25 protein-coding genes and 2 pseudogenes are annotated in these 18,453 nt (G+C 34.9%); 1 reads left to right on the forward strand and 26 read right to left on the reverse strand.

The window, feature by feature from the left end; translation table 11 throughout:
- Positions 1–79: 79 nt before the first annotated feature.
- The 19 genes from BOD01S_RS00880 to BOD01S_RS23780 form a co-directional block, all read right to left on the reverse strand.
- A complete protein-coding gene (locus BOD01S_RS00880; protein WP_052125033.1) occupies positions 80–328 on the reverse strand; it encodes a hypothetical protein in 249 nt (82 codons plus the stop codon).
- 502 nt (positions 329–830) lie between these two features.
- On the reverse strand, positions 831–1,403 hold the full coding sequence (locus BOD01S_RS00885) for a suppressor of fused domain protein (protein ID WP_036159577.1): 573 nt from the start codon (positions 1,401–1,403) through the stop codon (positions 831–833).
- A 330-nt stretch (positions 1,404–1,733) separates the two neighbouring features.
- Complete coding sequence (locus BOD01S_RS00890; RefSeq protein WP_036159579.1) at positions 1,734–2,192, reverse strand: hypothetical protein; 459 nt, start codon at positions 2,190–2,192, stop codon at positions 1,734–1,736.
- 51 nt (positions 2,193–2,243) lie between these two features.
- Positions 2,244–2,489 carry a hypothetical protein gene (locus tag BOD01S_RS00895; protein ID WP_036159581.1) on the reverse strand — a complete coding sequence of 82 codons (246 nt, stop codon included), beginning with the start codon at positions 2,487–2,489 and terminating at the stop codon, positions 2,244–2,246.
- 639 nt (positions 2,490–3,128) lie between these two features.
- Positions 3,129–3,584, reverse strand: coding sequence for an immunity protein YezG family protein (locus BOD01S_RS00900; protein WP_036159582.1), 456 nt, complete (start codon positions 3,582–3,584; stop codon positions 3,129–3,131).
- A 21-nt stretch (positions 3,585–3,605) separates the two neighbouring features.
- A complete protein-coding gene (locus BOD01S_RS00905) occupies positions 3,606–4,016 on the reverse strand; it encodes a DNA/RNA non-specific endonuclease (RefSeq protein ID WP_233153063.1) in 411 nt (136 codons plus the stop codon).
- Between the two features lie 174 nt (positions 4,017–4,190).
- Entirely contained in the window at positions 4,191–4,448 is a 258-nt protein-coding gene (locus BOD01S_RS22385) for a pre-toxin TG domain-containing protein (RefSeq protein WP_081978077.1), read from the reverse strand.
- Positions 4,449–4,650: 202 nt separating this feature from the next.
- On the reverse strand, positions 4,651–5,184 hold the full coding sequence (locus tag BOD01S_RS00915; protein WP_036159588.1) for a hypothetical protein: 534 nt from the start codon (positions 5,182–5,184) through the stop codon (positions 4,651–4,653).
- A gap of 26 nt (positions 5,185–5,210) precedes the next feature.
- Positions 5,211–6,008, reverse strand: coding sequence for a pre-toxin TG domain-containing protein (locus BOD01S_RS00920; RefSeq protein ID WP_156475388.1), 798 nt, complete (start codon positions 6,006–6,008; stop codon positions 5,211–5,213).
- 180 nt (positions 6,009–6,188) lie between these two features.
- Complete coding sequence (gene imm48 / locus BOD01S_RS00925) at positions 6,189–6,623, reverse strand: Imm48 family immunity protein (protein ID WP_052124648.1); 435 nt, start codon at positions 6,621–6,623, stop codon at positions 6,189–6,191.
- A 40-nt stretch (positions 6,624–6,663) separates the two neighbouring features.
- Positions 6,664–7,152: a hypothetical protein gene (locus BOD01S_RS00930; protein WP_036150111.1), complete on the reverse strand. Its 489-nt coding sequence runs from the start codon at positions 7,150–7,152 to the stop codon at positions 6,664–6,666.
- Between the two features lie 15 nt (positions 7,153–7,167).
- A complete protein-coding gene (locus BOD01S_RS00935) occupies positions 7,168–8,049 on the reverse strand; it encodes a pre-toxin TG domain-containing protein (protein WP_063180262.1) in 882 nt (293 codons plus the stop codon).
- Between the two features lie 420 nt (positions 8,050–8,469).
- Positions 8,470–8,799 carry an SMI1/KNR4 family protein gene (locus BOD01S_RS00940; RefSeq protein WP_233153104.1) on the reverse strand — a complete coding sequence of 110 codons (330 nt, stop codon included), beginning with the start codon at positions 8,797–8,799 and terminating at the stop codon, positions 8,470–8,472.
- Positions 8,800–8,816: 17 nt separating this feature from the next.
- Positions 8,817–9,005, reverse strand: coding sequence for a hypothetical protein (locus BOD01S_RS00945; RefSeq protein ID WP_036154773.1), 189 nt, complete (start codon positions 9,003–9,005; stop codon positions 8,817–8,819).
- Between the two features lie 42 nt (positions 9,006–9,047).
- Positions 9,048–9,485, reverse strand: a complete 438-nt coding sequence (locus tag BOD01S_RS00950) for an SMI1/KNR4 family protein (protein ID WP_036154775.1) — start codon at positions 9,483–9,485, stop codon at positions 9,048–9,050.
- On the reverse strand, positions 9,472–9,882 hold the full coding sequence (locus BOD01S_RS00955; RefSeq protein WP_036154777.1) for a hypothetical protein: 411 nt from the start codon (positions 9,880–9,882) through the stop codon (positions 9,472–9,474). The genes BOD01S_RS00950 and BOD01S_RS00955 overlap by 14 nt, the downstream gene beginning before the upstream one ends.
- Before the next feature lie 95 nt (positions 9,883–9,977).
- Entirely contained in the window at positions 9,978–11,216 is a 1,239-nt protein-coding gene (locus BOD01S_RS00960) for an IS110 family RNA-guided transposase (RefSeq protein ID WP_036154779.1), read from the reverse strand.
- Between the two features lie 148 nt (positions 11,217–11,364).
- Positions 11,365–12,147: a recombinase family protein gene (locus BOD01S_RS00965; protein ID WP_036154781.1), complete on the reverse strand. Its 783-nt coding sequence runs from the start codon at positions 12,145–12,147 to the stop codon at positions 11,365–11,367.
- Positions 12,144–12,266 carry a hypothetical protein gene (locus tag BOD01S_RS23780; RefSeq protein WP_088321738.1) on the reverse strand — a complete coding sequence of 41 codons (123 nt, stop codon included), beginning with the start codon at positions 12,264–12,266 and terminating at the stop codon, positions 12,144–12,146. The genes BOD01S_RS00965 and BOD01S_RS23780 overlap by 4 nt, the downstream gene beginning before the upstream one ends.
- Before the next feature lie 85 nt (positions 12,267–12,351).
- On the opposite strand from BOD01S_RS23780, the gene BOD01S_RS22390 reads away from it, so the two are divergent.
- Complete coding sequence (locus tag BOD01S_RS22390) at positions 12,352–12,567, forward strand: helix-turn-helix domain-containing protein (RefSeq protein WP_081977956.1); 216 nt, start codon at positions 12,352–12,354, stop codon at positions 12,565–12,567.
- Between the two features lie 83 nt (positions 12,568–12,650).
- Here the strand turns inward: BOD01S_RS22390 and BOD01S_RS00970 are convergent, their stop codons facing one another.
- From BOD01S_RS00970 to BOD01S_RS00995, 7 genes and pseudogenes are all read right to left on the reverse strand, one after another.
- Positions 12,651–13,385: a replication initiation protein gene (locus tag BOD01S_RS00970; RefSeq protein WP_233153105.1), complete on the reverse strand. Its 735-nt coding sequence runs from the start codon at positions 13,383–13,385 to the stop codon at positions 12,651–12,653.
- A 655-nt stretch (positions 13,386–14,040) separates the two neighbouring features.
- A complete protein-coding gene (locus tag BOD01S_RS00975) occupies positions 14,041–14,385 on the reverse strand; it encodes a hypothetical protein (RefSeq protein WP_169804307.1) in 345 nt (114 codons plus the stop codon).
- A gap of 22 nt (positions 14,386–14,407) precedes the next feature.
- Positions 14,408–15,301 carry a deaminase domain-containing protein gene (locus BOD01S_RS00980; RefSeq protein WP_322786780.1) on the reverse strand — a complete coding sequence of 298 codons (894 nt, stop codon included), beginning with the start codon at positions 15,299–15,301 and terminating at the stop codon, positions 14,408–14,410.
- A 772-nt stretch (positions 15,302–16,073) separates the two neighbouring features.
- Entirely contained in the window at positions 16,074–16,460 is a 387-nt protein-coding gene (locus tag BOD01S_RS00985; RefSeq protein WP_036154785.1) for a hypothetical protein, read from the reverse strand.
- The gene (locus tag BOD01S_RS23785; RefSeq protein ID WP_280520953.1) at positions 16,457–16,582 is read right to left on the reverse strand and encodes a hypothetical protein; all 126 of its coding nucleotides are present in this window, start codon (positions 16,580–16,582) and stop codon (positions 16,457–16,459) included. The genes BOD01S_RS00985 and BOD01S_RS23785 overlap by 4 nt, the downstream gene beginning before the upstream one ends.
- A 264-nt stretch (positions 16,583–16,846) precedes the next feature.
- Positions 16,847–17,686, reverse strand: a pseudogene (locus BOD01S_RS22395) (IS110 family RNA-guided transposase); the annotation flags it as partial.
- A gap of 1 nt (position 17,687) precedes the next feature.
- Positions 17,688–18,047 (reverse strand): annotated as a pseudogene (locus BOD01S_RS00995) (recombinase family protein); the annotation flags it as partial.
- Between the last annotated feature and the right edge of the window lie 406 nt (positions 18,048–18,453).

Raw genomic sequence — 18,453 nt, forward strand, 5'->3', positions numbered from 1 at the left:
CCTAATATCCCAGTTTATTTTTATTCCTTTGCATTACTCTGTAATTTCAACTGTAACTCTTTCAATATCATCAGGTCTACTATTGCATGGATAAGGATAAATTTTTAAAAATGTATCCACTTTCTCCCCCGGGTCCCTGTATTACTAACTCAAACCCTAATATATTTTCATGAATGTATACTGCTGGTACTTCTTCATAAATATAATCTTCTAGCCCTCCAAATGGAATACCTCCAACTAACTTATCAGAAATAATCTTTGCAACACCAAAAATATCTTCTTCAGAAAATATTACCAATGAACAAGTAAAATAGGGATACTTTCTCATTCTGCCCTACTCCTTATCATTAATTATTTTTGTACCTATATTGATTTTGCGGTTATATTCTTCCAGTTTATAGATTCGAAACGTTAAATTATTTGGTCCTCCTCTCTTGTCTACTTTTCCCATCCTATGTAAAGATTCTTTTAAAGCTTTATCAATTTCACCGTGCATTTGTTCAATTTCTTAGATTTTTGTTCCTGATTTCCAAGGTATTTCAGGTTTGAATTTTGAAGCTAATTTATCATTAACATTCTCTACTACAGGGTGCATTGTATTTTGTACAATACTTGTAATTTCAGTTCAGGTTTGAACTTTATCCGTCTCTTTAAGTTAGATTCTCAACATCTGTTAATTTTAATAATATTGTTAATTTTTTCTAAGTATTTGTCAGGCTGTTTGTTGCTTATTTCCTTTAATATTTTAATCACTTCTGCTTTAGTAGACTTTCATTTTCCGAGGGATATTTAGTATTCTTCACCACTATAGTTTTTTTGCCAATAAAAATTTAGATTGCAGATTTTCTACTAACATTAAATGGATCGATATTTCTCTCTTCTAACAAATCCTCAAATTTTTCAGTACCATACTTTCCAAAATACTCATACTCTGATTGTGAAATAAAAAATGCCAATAAAACTCTGCCATTCTTATTATCTTTACTCTCAGTAAGAACTTCGGAATATTCATCTGGGAAAGCAAAAGGGTCAGTAACGTAAACTGCACTCTTATCGTATTTTTCAACAAACTTTACATCAATGCTCTCAATACCACTTATCGCTATGCCTCTCCCCATCTTCATTTGATTACCAATACAATAAAATAACACATTCGCAAGTATATATGCTGTACTATTAAATGCTCCGTCAACTACCATAGAAACTTCTATGTTTTCGCCAATTATTCCCTCGTACTTACTAACACCAAGAGTATTATAAACTAAACATTCTTCAAATATATTTTCATATTTTAAAATTTGTATTTTGGGCATTTCTTTATTATTCATAAACACTTCTCGGTCAATTGGATCTCCTAAAAATTTATTATAGTGATTATAATAAAGTTCTCCATAATTAATCATCTTTTTTCGCTCCCTTAAAAGTATCTGCTATCCCTTCGTACTTATGACTGGTATTACATTCATGGGATTGAAGCCTTAATCGTTTATTGAACTCATTATTACTTATACATAAATAATTACCATTACTTACGTCAAGGAACGGAACCAAATCTGTATCCCAATCACCATTATTAATCTCGTAATCATAATCAAATAGCCTTCAATTCATCACAAGTCATCTTAAATTATCTTCTTTTTTTTGTCGGTAATTCCTAGGCTGTTTTTGCTTCACCATGCCATATATAATGATTACGGGCTGTCTCATTATATAAAATCTAAAACATTTTAAAGTTACTCATTTATTTTTAAGATAAGATTATCCATCCATAAATCGTAACTGAAGTTAGACATATTATAGAGAGCTGATAAAATCTCATTAGATTTTGTTTCTAAAATTTTATCTTCAGTAACATTTTCTTGTGCAAATTTGCAAAGGAAAATAGAGTAATTTGTTATATTGATATTCTTCGCAATTTTCTCTGAAACATCAGAAAATAATTTCACAATACTAGGAGGGCTTTCAAAATTACTCCAATCTTGCAATTCCCCTATAAAATTATTATTTTTTAGTTCAATCAAATAAGAGCTCATATATTTTTCTAAATATCTTTTTTTAACTTCCCTTATGTCATCACTTTTTAAAATTAGAAACTCATGATTTTTCAAATCTGATAATAACAATACTATCTCTTGCATGGATAAACTTGTATCAAAGGAAAAAAATTGTGTACAATCGAAGTTTTCATCCATTTTTTTGTTTCTCCTATTCTTGATATTCGCCGTTTTTAAATAGCCTTATAATTATTTTATATCTTTTGCATGTGGTGTTGTTACACCACCATTTGACGTTTTGGAACCCATTCCGCCATAAATATTTCCATTCGGTGCGGCATTTCTAGCGGGTTGATGTACATGTGGTGCTAAGTTAGCATGACAATCAGATCCAAAGCGTTTAAACTGACTTGGGGCATCACCATTAACATTATTAAATTTCGGTGATTTTGTATGTAGTAAAGTTTCTTTTTCAATAGGCACATTATTTTTCACAAAACCATCAAAAGTTCTTCCACCCGGAATTGGTTTATAACCTCTAGAAGCTAGTCCTTTATCCGTACCCTGCTGTTTCGCCGCTGCCGGTTTATTACCATTCTGCGGAGTTGAAGTCGTCTGTTTCTTATTACCAGCCGGCGCCGGCGTTATATTAGGCTTTGGCTTATTCTCTTGTTTCTTCTGGCTTTGAACTGATGCAAGCTTGTTTTTTGTAACGGCTACTTATTTTTATAACTTTCTTAATTTAGGATAGAATATTGTATTTTTTATATTAAAGATTTCCGATATAGTTCTAAATTAGCGTTTGGATAGATGAAATAATTAACACTATATAATAGATTATTTCTCTATATCACGCCTTTTCACTTGGTTAAATGGATTTGCTTTCTTTAGACATATGCGTTAGCAATAGATTTCGATTCACATTAAATTATGTGCATGGAATAAAGGCTTTTCTGTTTACAGTTGCATCGAAAACACAACTAAACTTACTGATTCATCAGCAGCTTGATTTTTTAAATGATTTCATATATTTGTAAATCAATATAATTAATTGTATTATATTACAAATAAGTGGAGCACAAATGAATAATAAATAGTTCATTTATGCTCCACTTTTAGCTAACCCATCTTAGTTTAAATGTTATTATTTTTTATCTCCTCAAACCACTCATCCGCTATATCATCTGCTGTTTTAATATCGTCATGTGTATAAACTAAGTCATACTTGTACTCCGCTTTAAAATTACCAGTTTTAACATCGTATATTAACTTCATCTCAGTTGGCATATCCCTCTCATATTCTTCGCACAATTTCGCCGCTTTTTCTATATCTTCATTTATTATGCGTAATACCCTCAGCATTCGTTGAGGGGAAACATCATATTTTTCATTCCCGTCAGCCAAAGCGTCATTCACTTTATGACATTCTACATACTTATTATTAATTAAGTAAAAATAACTACTCGAAGTAACTCCTTCTTCACGTGAAGCGTAAACGTATACTTTTTCAGCTCTATCTTCCACATATTCCATACATATTGCTATCATATCTGCTTGTAATTCACTAAATCTCTCTTCAAATTTTTTCAAACTGCTATTTCACTCCTTTGATTAGTTTTGAAGCTCTTTGGAACCCGGCTTACCATCAATAAAGTAATTCACTATAAATTTGTCTGGTCGCATATCCTTCCCAGAATAAATTATTTCAACATCAACCGTTACTTTTTTAGGTGGTGTTTCTTTTAATGCTGCAGCCCATTTGTCTTCAATTTTTTTATATTGCTTTAGATTAACATCAGATAATTGAGAAACCAAATTATCAATTTTAGGTAATCCTCCAAATCGGTCACCTACTAAATGCCCTGCATGATCTTTACCTTTTATTTTACCTGGAGTATTTCTACTATGTGACAATCTTTCTTCTCTTTTAGTTAATTGTAAACTATCTGTTTCGAATTTAGAAATTCCACCTAAATTATCTGTTTCATAAAAATAATCATATTCGCCTGTTTTATATCTCACATTGGGCTTTAATCTATTTTTTCTACCATTTTTAAATTGTTGTCCTACATCTACAAATGTTTTAACTTCATTCAGCCTAGAATTATCTTTATTCTGCGCAGTTGAAGTCTTCTGTTTCTTATTACCTGCCGGCTCCTGCGTTGTATTAGGCTTTGGCTTATTTTCTTGTTTCTTCTAGCTCGGAGTGGTCGTGTCTTTCGGTTTTGAAGTCGCTGTTGTTTTTTTAGTAGACTTGCCGCTATTTTTAATGATGCCTGCCGCTGCTTTTCCGCCATGCTTGATGCCTTTGACGATTGGGCCGCCCAATATACTTGCGGCTGAGGCACCTCGTTCCCAGGCCTCTAATTTCCTGCCTGTAAACGGATCTTTTCCGACGGTGGCTTCATAGATCGCTTTGGCGTTGCTGACAACCAGTATAAAGACGGCCCCGATTTAATGTAATTAAAGTAAAAAAACCTTAAAAGGCGAATAGCCAATCAAGGTTTAATAATACAGGTAACTAAAAGAGCTACTACCTTTTATAATATGTCTCTACAAAAATAAAAGACGGTGACAACTTTCTAATGCCGCTCGACAAGAATACTCTATTTAATCCAAAGTTGAAGAAGAAAAGTTTCACCTATTTTCAAAATTATTATTCGAGGTCTAGGTAAATATTTTCGAATCTTATTTTTTTCTTTCCAGCCCATTCCTTTTTAATCTGTATCCGATAGTTACATTTTGGATAAGAATGACTACCATCTATTACTTCTTCATAAATACAAATATCATTTACACCTATAAAGCAATTTATAAAATCAACAAACAACATAAGTATTTCTTTATGTGTCAATGTCCTAAGAATACCTTCATACACAACATTATATTTTGTATCACTTGTTGTATAATTACCTTTTGCTTTTTCATCGATGAACATTATTTCTTCGTTTTTAATAAATATTGAAGTTTGGCAACCCATAAAACTAATATATAGTTCTTCTTTATCTCCATCCAGACAAACTATCTCAATTTTTTCGTCTTCAAATTCTGAAATTTCCTTGTCTTCCGATAAAATCTTAATCAGTACATTTGGGTTATCCTTTAGTGGTTGGATAAAATAATCCAAAATTTCCTGGTTACTGAATTCCATGCAACATTCTGACTCTTTATATAACTCTTCTATATTCATTAATCACACTCCGTCCCCTCAATAAATTATTTTTCCGGAAGTTTGGTTTGCCATCTTTTACATACTGGAATACTGCTTCCCTTTCTCGGTCTAATAGCATCTGTCATAATAATATTTTGATGGTTCCCTCCTAATTGCTCAACAACTAAATCCTCAGCATAAATAGGTTTTCCAGAATATTGCTTACTACTTTTTGTACCCACTGCAACTTTCCCTGTATTGAGGTCAACCCCTCCTACTACAGTGGTGATATCATTCTTTTTAGTATTACTCCAAGTCCCAATTTCCGCCAATTTAGCATCTCTTGCCTTTGTCGCTTTATCTACACCCAAATTATACCAATATTTATCGTATCGTGTAGTTTCTTCTAAGGACATTAAATCTCTAAAACTAGAGTAAGAGCCTTTAGTTATATCATTACCCTTACCCTGCTGTTTCGCCGCTGCAGGCTTATTACCATTCTGCGGAGTTGAAGTTGTCTGTTTCTTATTACCAGCCGGCCCCGGCGTTGTATTAGGCTTTGGCTTATTCTCTTGTTTCTTCTGGCTCGGAGTGGTCGTGTCTTTTGGTTTTGTAGCCGCTGTTGTTTTTTTAGTAGACTTGCTGCCATTTTTAACGATGCCCACTACAGCTTTTCCGCCATGCTTGATGCCTTTGACGATTGGGCCGCCCAATATACTTGCGGCTGAGGCGCCTCGTTCCCAGGCCTCTAATTTCCTGCCTGTAAACGGATTTTTTCCGACGGTGGCTTCGTAGATTGCTTTGACGTTGCTGACGACTGGTATAAAGTCGGCGACGGTGTAGACAGCTTGCTTGATATCCATATTCTTGGCAGCAATGACCGCTTTCTTCGTGGCTTTTCTGACCGTTTTAGATACCAATATTGTCCAAAGGATTTTTGTTTAATCGCATTTTGTACGTTACGTGTTATGACAATTCAACAAAAATAAAACCCTAGATAAGCATGGGTACTCACCTAGGGAATTTACAAAATCGTTTTACTATCAGTCTTCATTTACAATAGCTAAAACCTCTAAAACATTCGCTTGTAGCTGTTTCTTTTCTTTACTTTCATACTGTTGATAACCATTTAATCCTCTGCGAATAATTGAAAACATTACTGGATGATAGCTTTCATCTGTCGAATTTATCAACTCCTGTGTAAAATCCTCGGCTTGCTCTTCACTATAATGGAACACAGTAGTCAATAAGGTAGAAGCAATAGAATGTGTCTGTAAATGATTGAGCTCTTTTTTAAATACAATAGCATTGATCATCCCAAAGCAAAACGTTGCTAATACTTGGCGTTCAAGCTCAGTAGTGTCCTCAAATTTCTTATCAATGAGCGTAAATATCTTGTTAGAGATAAAAATTACCTCATCTTTTGCTTCTTCGATTTTTAATTTGTCTGAATTACTTAATTCAAAAAATCCCGGCATAGCAATTCTCCATTCGTTCTATTATTCATATCAATTTATTTCAATAAACAATTAGTTTACCATTTGGCCAGCTTCCTCTCCATCCACACGGAAAGTTACCGGCTTCGTATACTTTAAGTAATTCTAAGAAAAAGAATGGCTCTTTCTCCATCCTATAAGTATGTTCCATTATAGCACTTATAATATCCCATTTTACATTATCTAAAATTGTATGAGATAACCCTTGCCGGTTAAGATATTCGGTTATTTCAGGAACTACAGATTTTTCTATTATTCCTTTACCTTCTCTAACTATTTTATTCCACTCTTTATATTTCGCGGGTGCATTTACAGCTAAAAATTCAGTTAGTTCATTGCTTGCTTCCAAGGTAATCTCTTCCCAATATCTACTTTGAGAATGCTTCATGGCTTTTTTCCAATTAACTTCCTCAACAATAGTAAGCTGAGTACTAATACCACATGAATTCCCGCAATTTGAAAACCAATCAATACTACAAATTCTATCAATAATTTCTTTTTCAATAATCATTAGTTTTCATCCTAACTATGGTATATTTTTAAATAAAAACTTCTTCAAACTATTCATAGGGCCAGGGATTCTAGGGACAGGCGTATCATATGTTAATCCATACTGCCGGCGTTGTTTGATTGCTTCTTTTGTTGCATAAAATGCATCCTCTTTTGATAAGCCAGCATCTTGTAACGACTTATATAATGCTTTTGTATATTCTCCACATGTCGGTGTTTCTCGGTACTTTTCTCCACCCTTCCTATATTGCGACCAAAATTCCTCCATTGTTTTATGAGCGTTAAAATGAGGAGTACCAACATCTTTAAGTGCGTTACCCTCTAATTTTACCGACATACCTTCTTTTTTCGGTATGACAGTTCTAAATGCAGCATCTTGATTTAGATGATGTGCTTGTCCTGATGTCGATTTATCATTTTTAAGTTTACCATATTTTTCAACTTCAATATTACTAGGCTTTGCCTTAGGTGGTACCGCATTACCCGCGCCTGTGTTCTGCTGTTTCGTAGTTACTGGCTTATTACCATTCTGTGAAGTTGAATTCGTCTGTTTCTTATTAACAACCGGCAACTGCAGTGTATCGGACTTTTTCTTTTCCTCTTGCTTCTTCTGCTTTGGAGTGTCTTTTGGTTTTGAAGCCGCTGTTGTTTTTTTAGTAGACTTGCTGCCATTTTTAACGATGCCCACTACAGCTTTTCCGCCATGCTTGATGCCTTTGACGATTGGGCCGCCCAATATACTTGCGGCCGAGGCGCCTCGTTCCCAGGCCTCTAATTTCCTGCCTGTAAACGGATCTTTTCCGACGGTGGCTTCGTAGATCGCTTTGGCGTTGCTGACGACCGGTATAGGGTCGGCTACCGATTTAATGTAATTAAAGGAAAAAACCCTGAAAAGCATTTAGCCAATCAGGGGAATTTTTTAGTTACTATGATGCAAACCTATCTATCTGATAACATACCGTCTTCTTTTGCTAGGCAAATTGCTAATCTTCAGGCAACCTTGTCATAATAAAAATTAGTTGGAAGTTATTATTTGAGATAATTTCTAATCCAGGAAATTTTCTAATAAATTTATCAAATTCAATTTTCCTCACATTATCTTTAGGAGATTCTAATCTCTATTAGTTTTTAATAATTATTTTATCGTTTAAGAGTACTAATTATAAGACTAATAATCGAGTTTTAATATTCGACATGTATGATAATGTCTAGAATTCCTCTTTTAAGCGTAAACTTCCTACCATAATATAAAGCTATTCTCTATTAGAGTAACCCCCATTAATTAACAATCATTTTAAAAAGTATAGTCACACAACTTTTATCCTCTGACAAATTCAGAGGTAATATTAATCTGATCTGAAAGGAAACTACTGAAACTATCCCAGGCTAACTTAGGTTCTCCCTCACCCTCTATATATTGATATACTGGAGGGTTATCTCCTTCACTAAATCTAAAATAATTAAATTCATAACCTTGATGCATAGAAAATACAAAAGCATCCTCTGGTAAATTGAAGGATTCTTGGTTTTCTTCTAGCAACCCCTTTGCTTCTTTCGTTAATTCCTTTATACTTCCTAAGAAGATATCTGTGCCTTGAAATAACAAACCTGCACGATGACCTATTTCTAACAAAAAGTTACGATACATGTTCGGAAAACGGTGTCCTATTTCTTTCTCGAATTCATTGATTTCATTTTCACTACATCTTTACCACAAATTTCATTCAGTTCTTCAGCTATTCGATCTATCAAGAAGAAAGGCTCTTCTTCAAATAGTAACTCTACATTATAAATTGTAGCGAAAACATTATTAAATTCTTCTTTTTCATTGCTTCTCAGGTCATCCCTAACCATAAATACCTCCTAGGATTTTTACCTACTTTCCATAATTGATAATTATACATATCCACTCATTACCTCATCTATTCCTATATTGTTTACTAATAAATCCCTAAGTGAAGGTGCGATTTTCACTGCATCAACCATATCTAAATTTCCAAATCCAACCATATAAAGGCCGAAGCCGCCTTTACCTTCCAAATATATCAAAACGTTCCCACCCTCGTCATCCCCAATTGCAAGTGAGTTTGGAATATATTTTTGAATATAATGAGCTTCATTCATTTCAATACAGTCTGATGGTCCCCAAATACGTATATACATTTCATTTTTCACATTAATTTCAATTTCCGTAGCAAGTTTTACAATTTCAATATAGTCAGCGGGAATCTCTATTGAAGAGAAATCAATAAGTTCCTTAATCTCCATCTCTGTTGCAGGTAACTCTTTAGCTTCTATTGAAAACAGGTTACTTATTTCATCAATAATACTCATTCAAATCAATCCTTTTATAAGGTACTTTAAGTTTATCTAGCATTTTATATTGCTGTTCCATTACTTTTTCTATCGTTTCTTTAGTGAATCCTGTAGCTTTAAAATCCTTCAAAGTGTTTTGAAGTTCTTCTTGTAGAGTCGAACTCCACTTGCCTTTCCCCTCAGAAACTCTACCATCTCTTCTAGCATTTTGTCGGTTAGTGATAATTGTATGTGGCAAGCCTTTTTTCGTCTCAATTGTTACTGTAGGTGCCTTTTTATAATCATATCCATACTGCTTTAAATTCTCTTTTGCCCATTCTCCTTGTAAACCGTGGTGTGATTCTAGTTTACCATCATTTGGACCTTTTCCTCGTGGCTTTGGTGCTGCATTTTTATGTGTTTTATTAAATATGATAAAATTCGTTTCTGTTGTTTCCTGAACAGCATTACCCGTACCCTATGTTGTAATCTTAAAATCCACTATTAAAAAACAATCTATCTTCAACCTTATTAAACTACTACTTTTTCCTCTTTTATTATCGGCAATTCATAGGCTGTTTTGTGTTTCATCATGCCGTATATAATGTTTACAAGCCGTCTCATTATACAAACCAATGCTTGTCCTTTTGTTTTGCCTTCTTTTAGTTTCCGTTGGTAGTATGCATGGAATACTGGATTCCTTGGCAGCTTACTTCCTTTTGCTACTTGTACTTGCTGTACGGCTAAGTTGTAAAATAAAGCGTGTAGCGCCCGATTTCCTTGCTTGCTTTTTTGTTCCCTTCCTTTCCCACCAGAACCAAAGTAAACAGGCGCAATGCCCGCAAATCGTGCTAATTTGTTGGCATTTGGAAAACGGCGTACATCACCTATTTCTGCAATTAAAGCCGAAGCTGTAACGAGATCTATGCCAGGCATTGTTTCTAGTTGAAAGTCTAGTAAACTCATTAACCCTTTTAATTCTCGCTCCACATAGCGCATTTCCTGTTTCTTTAATGAAATGTCTCGGACGATGCTCTTTACTAGAAAGTCTCGTGTTTCTTGGTGTTCTCTTATTGTGTTTCCATCCTCTTTCACCAATTTTAAAATTTCACTCGCTTTTTTCACCGAACATGTATTGCTTCTAGCTTCTAATAAAAATATGGTCAATTGCTTAACAGTTACTTCTTCTATACATGGTGGAGACGGGTATCGTTCCCAAAATGCCAATGCTGTTTTTCCATCTACCTCTGAAAAAAACTTTCTATAGCTCGGGTAATGGTGGCTCAATTGAATATGCAGTTGGTTCTTTAAAGCTCCTTGTGCCTTTACTAATGCATTTCTTCTAGTGACCAGTTGTTGTATCGACCAATATAAATCATGTGGTTTAGCGTCTGGTAACTGCTCTAGTTTGTTCACCAAAATTCTGGCTACACATTCTGCATCCCAACTATCGATTTTTTGTGTGGTCATATGGCTTTTTCGTTCAGCGTATGAAAGAGCTGGATTCACTTCTTTTACAATTTGTTCATGGTCTGCTAAATATTTAGCTAACGCTCTCCCATAACCTCCAACATCTTCTAAACCAAAAATGGGTGTCAAACCATCCTCCATATGTTTATAAATATCCAATAAAAAAGTTGAAAAAGCAGAAGGTTTATTTTCAAACTTTATTTCGTCTAGTTTTTCTTGCCAACAATTAATAATAACCGCCACATGGTGTTGCTTATGTAAATCTACCCCCACATAAAAATGCTTCTGTCTTTCGTGCATTAACTTATCCTCCTATTCAATGGAATGAAAATGCCGGCAACCTTAGTTCGAGCGTTCACCAACTGGTGCGCATTGGGACGAAAGCCTATCCATTTTCACCGTTATATGAAGATATATAAGTAAATGAGCACCTTTTTTAAGTAGCCCTTCAAATTATTGCAGGGTGTTGCCCATTTGCTTGAATTTGCCCATATGTATAAATTCCCCGATAAAAGCTTTCTCGGTCTAAAATGCGTTTCACTTGTACTTTTGTAAATCGTTTCCCTTTCTCTGTTCGATGGCCTTCCATGTTGAGCTGTTCTGCCAATTGAGATAGTGACCAATGTTTAAAAAAATGTCTTAATTCAAATAGCCTCCGTACAACGATCGCTTTCTCTGTATCCACTTCTAATACTTTTCGCCCTTTCTGTACTGTATAACCAAACATGACACCACCACCTGCATAGCCACCTTGTTCAGCTTTTTTCTTTCTGCCCCTACTTAGTTTCAATGCAATCTCTAATCGTTGACATTGGTCTAATAGCTCCAACATCCCATTCACTAAAAAATCATTTGGTTCATGTGTGTAGATGCTGTAATTTGGCTGCTCAATTGCTTTCACATCTGCGTTATATTTTTTCAACTCTCGTTGTATCAATACTTTTGCCATATCAGAGCGCCACAAACGAGACGTATTTAATACAATTACTTGACTTACTTGATGATATTCTATATCTGCCAATAGCTCTTGCAAGCCTTCTCGCTCCATAGTTAATCCATCTTCATCAACTGTCGCTCCGCTGAGTCCTCTATCTTCATATATGTGGAGCAATTGTAGCTTACTTTCGTCACAATACCTTTCAATCTCTTCTACTTGATACGCTAAACTATATCCTTCACGTACTTGCCCTTCTGTTGAAACTCGTACATAACCAACTACTTTCTCTTTCATAATGCCCCTCCCGTTACAGCAATTAAAGTCCCTGTAACGCTTACCCGTTTTTTGCGGATAACTTGTGTGTAACGTATATCCGTTACAACATACTGTACGACCTTACCCAAATTCTGCACAACCCTTTATTTTACAGTCGTTTTTTCTCTAGTATGGTCGTACACTATACATAACCTTACAATCTAACATAGAGGTGTTTTTATTATGTCTTCTACTATTCGTCTACGTCTCAATGAAATTTTAATTGAAAAACAAATGAGCCGTCGGCAACTGGCCAAGCAAACCTCATTGCGTCCTAATACCGTCAATGATTTATGTACACAACCCATACAACGTCTGCATATAAGTACCCTTTCAGCTTTGTGCGACACATTACATGTCTCGATCCAAGATCTACTTGTATTGGAGATAAACGATTAACTCACTCGCAGAACTATTGAACTTGGTTCTTCTATCAATCTTTTTCACTCCACCCTTGCTAATTCGTCGAAGTCCAATCGATACTAATTCGTAAGGGTCTTTTTTATTTCCCTTCGTATATACTGTGTATACATATCTCTTCCATCTCGCATGCTAGCTACCCGTTCTTGTTGTTTTTTCTTAAATTCTTCCCAATCTATGACCACCGCCGCAAAATAGTGTTCATTCTGTTTTGGTGGATGTTTCATGAGGTCTTTAAGCAGTACTTGCTCATTTACCTTGTACACCACTTCTATTCGGCTTAATTCATGTGCTAAATAAATTCCTTTATTCCTTGCTAGTTCTAGTCGTTTATCATAAATCCTACAGAAACCATTCCGTTTACGTTGGTCACTTCTACCAAAATACCGTGTTGTATCAAAGTGTGTCATATTCCTCCGTGCGTCTGTCGGTATCACCACTATATTTTCCAAGCCCGTTTGTATATCATACGCTACATCACAGCTTACAAATTCTACTCGGCTTGCTCGTATTCCTATCCTCTCTAGTATTTCTTTGAAATGTGAGTAATGCTCTGGCCTTGTCTCAATCCTTAGGGTATGTAAGTGACCTTCTGTTTCTCTAAAGTTTTTAAAATATAAATGAATGTATACATCGTCACTTTTCCGCATGTGCAGTTCATAGCTATATGTTCCACTATAAATCTTCATTTTCACTTTATATTTCTGCACCCCCACCATATAAACACGTAAAAATGCTGAATGTGGTACATCCTTATAATCTATAACAAACTTATCTATCGAAACCTCTATTTCCATTGCCTGCTCCTCCCCTTGTATGCTAGTACTTGTATAAAATTTAACACTTAGTACACTAATTAAATAATCATCATCTTCTCTATCTATGAATATAGAAATACGAAAAAGCACTTGTCGCCTGTTATAGACAATCAAGTGCTTTAAGTTTATAAATTTTCTAAATTTATTAATATATTTGAAAGTTTTATAAGTAATTTTATATCGACAGTATGACATCTTTTATACTACTTGGCAAGTGTAACGTTTAAACCCTTTAGCATGTTTAATCTCGTGTGTTGTTACTAATACCATCCATAAGTGGCCCTTGTAAGTAAAATGTCATCTCGCCTATTCTCGCTCTTATTGCTTTATTGTTAAAATAGGACTCCTTGATGGTCTAGCCTTCATGAGTTATTAATTCAAATTCAAGGAATCTTTAACCGTAAACAAGTTTTAAATGACTCTGTCATATTATACCTTGTATTTATCGCCACGAGCATTGGCAGTATCATTTGTTTGTTACTATTTCCTGGTCTTACTACCCTCACTGTGTAAAATGTCATATTGCTTACTTCTCACGCTTTTTATTGTTTAGTAATACTCACACTGCCTTCATGATATCATAATTTTAAACACCGCATTGTTTATTACCTCAACTAATTCTAATTTTTCCTTACTATAAAATTTTATTAACATCCTTAGATTTCTTTTTAAATATTTCGATGTCTAATAAAATTTGTTTTGTATTTTCAGAACCTACTTCCTCTTTAGTAGGTATTGATTCGAGTTCATTTATCATACTCATTAACTCAGCTTTAATATCTTCACGAAGATAATTTCTTTCAATACTCAAAAGTGCAATTCTTAAATATATAACTAATTTCTCAACCTTACTATTCACTATCCCCCTATAGTATTCTTCAAGAAGTTTTTCAGTTACTTGTGAAATAGATAAACCTTCATTTAAAAATTCATCAAAATCTTCTATGACATATTGATTAAGCTCTTCATAACTACTCAACATTGATTTTATACATTCCCTTCTAATCTTTAAATTCTCCCGAGTATACATTTAATTTGATATTCGGATATTCTTTTCTAAACTGCAAAATTATATCTGTACAACTTCCACAAGCAGGTAACTCCGTAAATAAATCAATTGTTCCCTTAACAGTCTTATCATCGCCTAATTGCCTTGATATATCTTCAAGGATTTTACATTCAGTATCATTAGCTCTTAAGAACGCATTTGGTGCATCTGTTTCTCCTTTATGGTTAACTGACTTAGCTGGAAATTTACCTTCACCAATGACATATGAAAAACCACCTTCATATTCTTTATGAATTCTACTATGCGCTTTAAATTCTGACTTAAGTCCAGAAATATTAACATCCGCTACTGCAACGTTACCATATTTCTTATATTTTGATGGTAAATTATCACGGATAGCCTGGGTCCTTTCTTGATATTTATCTACTTTTTGTGTATATGAAAGATTACCCGTACCCTTAATTGTATTTTTATCCGTACCCTGCTGTTTCGCCGCTGCAGGCTTATTACCATTCTGCGCAGTTGAATTCGTCTGTTTCTTATTACCAGCCGGCCCCGGCGTTGTATTCGGCTTTGGCTTATTCTCTTGTTTCTTCTGGCTCAGAGTGGTCGTGTCTTTTGGTTTTGTAGCCGCTGCTGGTTTTTTGGTCGATTTGCCGCTATTTTTAATGATGCCCACCACAGCTTTTCCGCCATGCTTGATGCCTTTGACGATTGGGCCGCCCAATATACTTGCGGCTGAGGCGCCTCGTTCCCAGGCCTCTAATTTCCTGCCTGTAAACGGATTTTTTCCGACGGTGGCTTCGTAGATTGCTTTGACGTTGCTGACGACTGGTATAAAGTCGGCGACGGTGGAGATAGCTTGTAATTTTACATATTTAAACAGGTAAAAAGCACTTGTCGTCTGTCAGAAACAATCAAGTGCTTTAAGGTTATTTATTTTCCTTTTTTAACGCTCGCTAGTTTTGTAAGTAATTTTTGATGTTGACAATGTGACATCATTTTTTATCACATGGCAAGTGTAACTTTTAAACTCTTTAGCTTGCTTAATCTTATTTATTTGTTATTTAAGCCTTCCCTAAAGTAGTCCTTGTAAGTAAAAAATCATCTCGCCTTTTCTCGATCTTATATCATTAGTATTGAAATAACATCTTTTGATGGCTTGCCTTCATGAGTTATTAATTCAATTTCAAGGATATCTTTAACTATACACAATTAAAAAACTATTTATATCCTTGTTTATGGCCACGAGCTTTGTTATGTTCGTTAGTTTGTTTGCCATTCAATGTAGTAAGTACCCCTGCCATGTACAATGTCATCTCACTTAATTATCGTACTTGTCACTCTATCCTACTTGAAAACCGAACTCTATAATGGTACTACCTTCATGAACTCTCGATTCTCAAACAAATCATTTGTTCTTGTTGTCTCACTCAAATATCAGCTGAATTAATATAAATTAAAGTAAGAAACCTTGAAAGGCATATAGCCAGTCAAGGTTTAACAACTCAATACTATCCTCGAAAAGATAATTAAATATTATAACTTCTTCCTCTTAAGAATCTTCATTCCTAATAGCCCAATTCTAAGGGGCCTTCCAAATTTAATTGTTTTGTCATGAGCAGCTCTGTCTGGAATAAAGTTACTACCTAGTGTAATTATATATTATTCTCATAGAGTATTATATTGTCTGTTTCAAATCTTAGATAACTTTGTACCTCCGAAGGAACTCCTTCAGTTTCAAGAAGTATGATACTGTCGCCTAAACGAACTACACAACAACTATCCTCTTCACTAAATGATTCAAGTTTCCCTTCAAAACAAACCCTGTTATCTAATATTTCTATTAAATAACAATGCGATTTTGTCTCCTGGATATCCTTATCCCATTTTAATAGGTTTGGAATTTCTAACTCAACATCGTAGGAGTTGCCCTCCTTTGGAATCGCGCCCTGCCACAAAGCTATACCCTCCCCAAAATTTGAGGAAAATGCCACCTTTATTTCCTCGTTACTTTCCTCGTAGCTTTTTATTACTACTTTCATTTCTTCACCTTCTTTGGACTTGGAACACGAACAACAGAATTGTCTACATTCATTACATCATCAATTGAGTCATACGTCCACGTTTCCTCATGATAATGGTGTTTTGTAGGACTACTGTTCATTTCATGGTTACCATATCGAATACTTCTTTTTCCATCTTCGGATACTATCCTTGTCAGGGTCAGGTTGACCAGTTCTAGAATGAATATTTGTATGTTCACCAGGCCCTAAGAACTCATCCCACTTACCCGTTGCATCTTGTGGTTTAACTGATCTTGGAGCATAAGTTTCATTATGATATCCTTGGCCAGGAGTGCTAGAATTACCCGTACCCTATGTTGTAATCTTAAAATCTAATAATAAAAATTCAGCCGTTTATTACCTTATTAAACTACTTCTTTCTCTTTTATTATCGGTAATTCATAGGCTGTTTTATGCTTCATCATGCCATAAATAATATTCATAAGCCTTCTCATAATGCAAACCAATGCTTGTCCCTTTGTTTTACCTTCTTTTAGTTTCTTTTGGTAGTAAGCATGAAACACCGGGTTTCTTGGAAGTTTACTCCCTTTTGCTACTTGCACTTGCTGTACGGCGAGGTTATAAAATAAAGCGTGCAGCGCCCGATTTCCCTGTTTGCTTTTATGTTCCTTGCCTTTCCCACCAGAGCCAAAGAAAACAGGCGCAATACCCGCAAATCGTGCTAATTTATTCGCATTAGGAAAGCGTCTTAAATGACCTATCTCTGCAATTAAAGCTGAAGCTGTTACGAGGTCAATGCCTGGCATGGAGTCTAGTTGAAAGTTTAATAAACTCATTAACTCTTTTAATTCTCTTTCCACCTTGCCTATTTCCTGCTTTCCAAATAAAATGTGGCGTACAATGCTTTCTACCAAAAAGTCTCGTGTTTCTTGATGTTCTTTTGTTGTATTCCCATCCTCTTTCACTAGCTTCAATATTTCATTCGCCTTTTTCACCGAACAAGTATTGTTGCTCACTTTTAATAAAAAGGTGGTCAACTGTTTTGCACTCACACCTTCTAAACAAGATGGTGAAGGGTATCGTTCCCAAAATGCCAATGCTGTTTTTCCATCTACTTCTGAAAAAAACTTTTTATAGCTTGGATAGTGGTGACTTAATTGAATATGCAGTTGGTTCTTTAAAGCACCTTGTGCCTTTACTAATGCATTTCTTCTAGTGACCAGTTGTTGTATCGACCAGTATATTATGGATGCTGTAAAATGGCTGTTCAATGCTTTTAATATCATAACCATATTTCTTCAACTCGCGTTGAATCAGTACCTTTACAATATCCGACCGCCATAATCGGCTTGTGTTGAGCACTACCACATAATCAACGTGGACAGACGAAAGGTGAGCCAACATTTCCTGTAAGCCCACCCTGTCTATCTCTAGTGCTTCTTCATTTAGTTTAGCGCCACTTATTCCTTCATATTTAAAAATATGAATCAAGTTCAAGTTATTTACTTCACAGTATGCTTTGATTTCATCTTCTTGATATTTCAAGCTGTATCCATCTCTTGCTTGTCCTTGAATCAAGACTCGTATATACCCAACAACATTCAACTTTTCACCCCCTTTTCCATAAATTGTAATTTTCGTAGAGCTTTTTAACGGATAGCGAGTATTATACGACCGTTCTAGTAAAAAACAACCCAAAACTTTAAGCCAAGGTAGCACAAGCAAACACTTTCACGTTATCCATTATTTATCGCCATGAGCTTTGTCAATCTCGTTAGTTTGTAAGCCGTTCCATATCATAACTATCCCTGTCATGCAAAATGTCATCTCGCCTAATTATCGAACTTGTCACACTATCCAAGTAATAAAACAATACTCATGATGGTACTACCATCATGAGCTATGAATTTCAGTAAAGCATCATTCTATATTTTCAACTTGTTACAAATAGTAAACAAGTTAACCAAAGTATACTTTATCAACAAATCAAGAGCATCAAGTATTAACAGAC

This window comes from Lysinibacillus odysseyi 34hs-1 = NBRC 100172 (assembly GCF_001591965.1).
GTDB lineage: Bacteria > Bacillota > Bacilli > Bacillales_A > Planococcaceae > Lysinibacillus_B > Lysinibacillus_B odysseyi.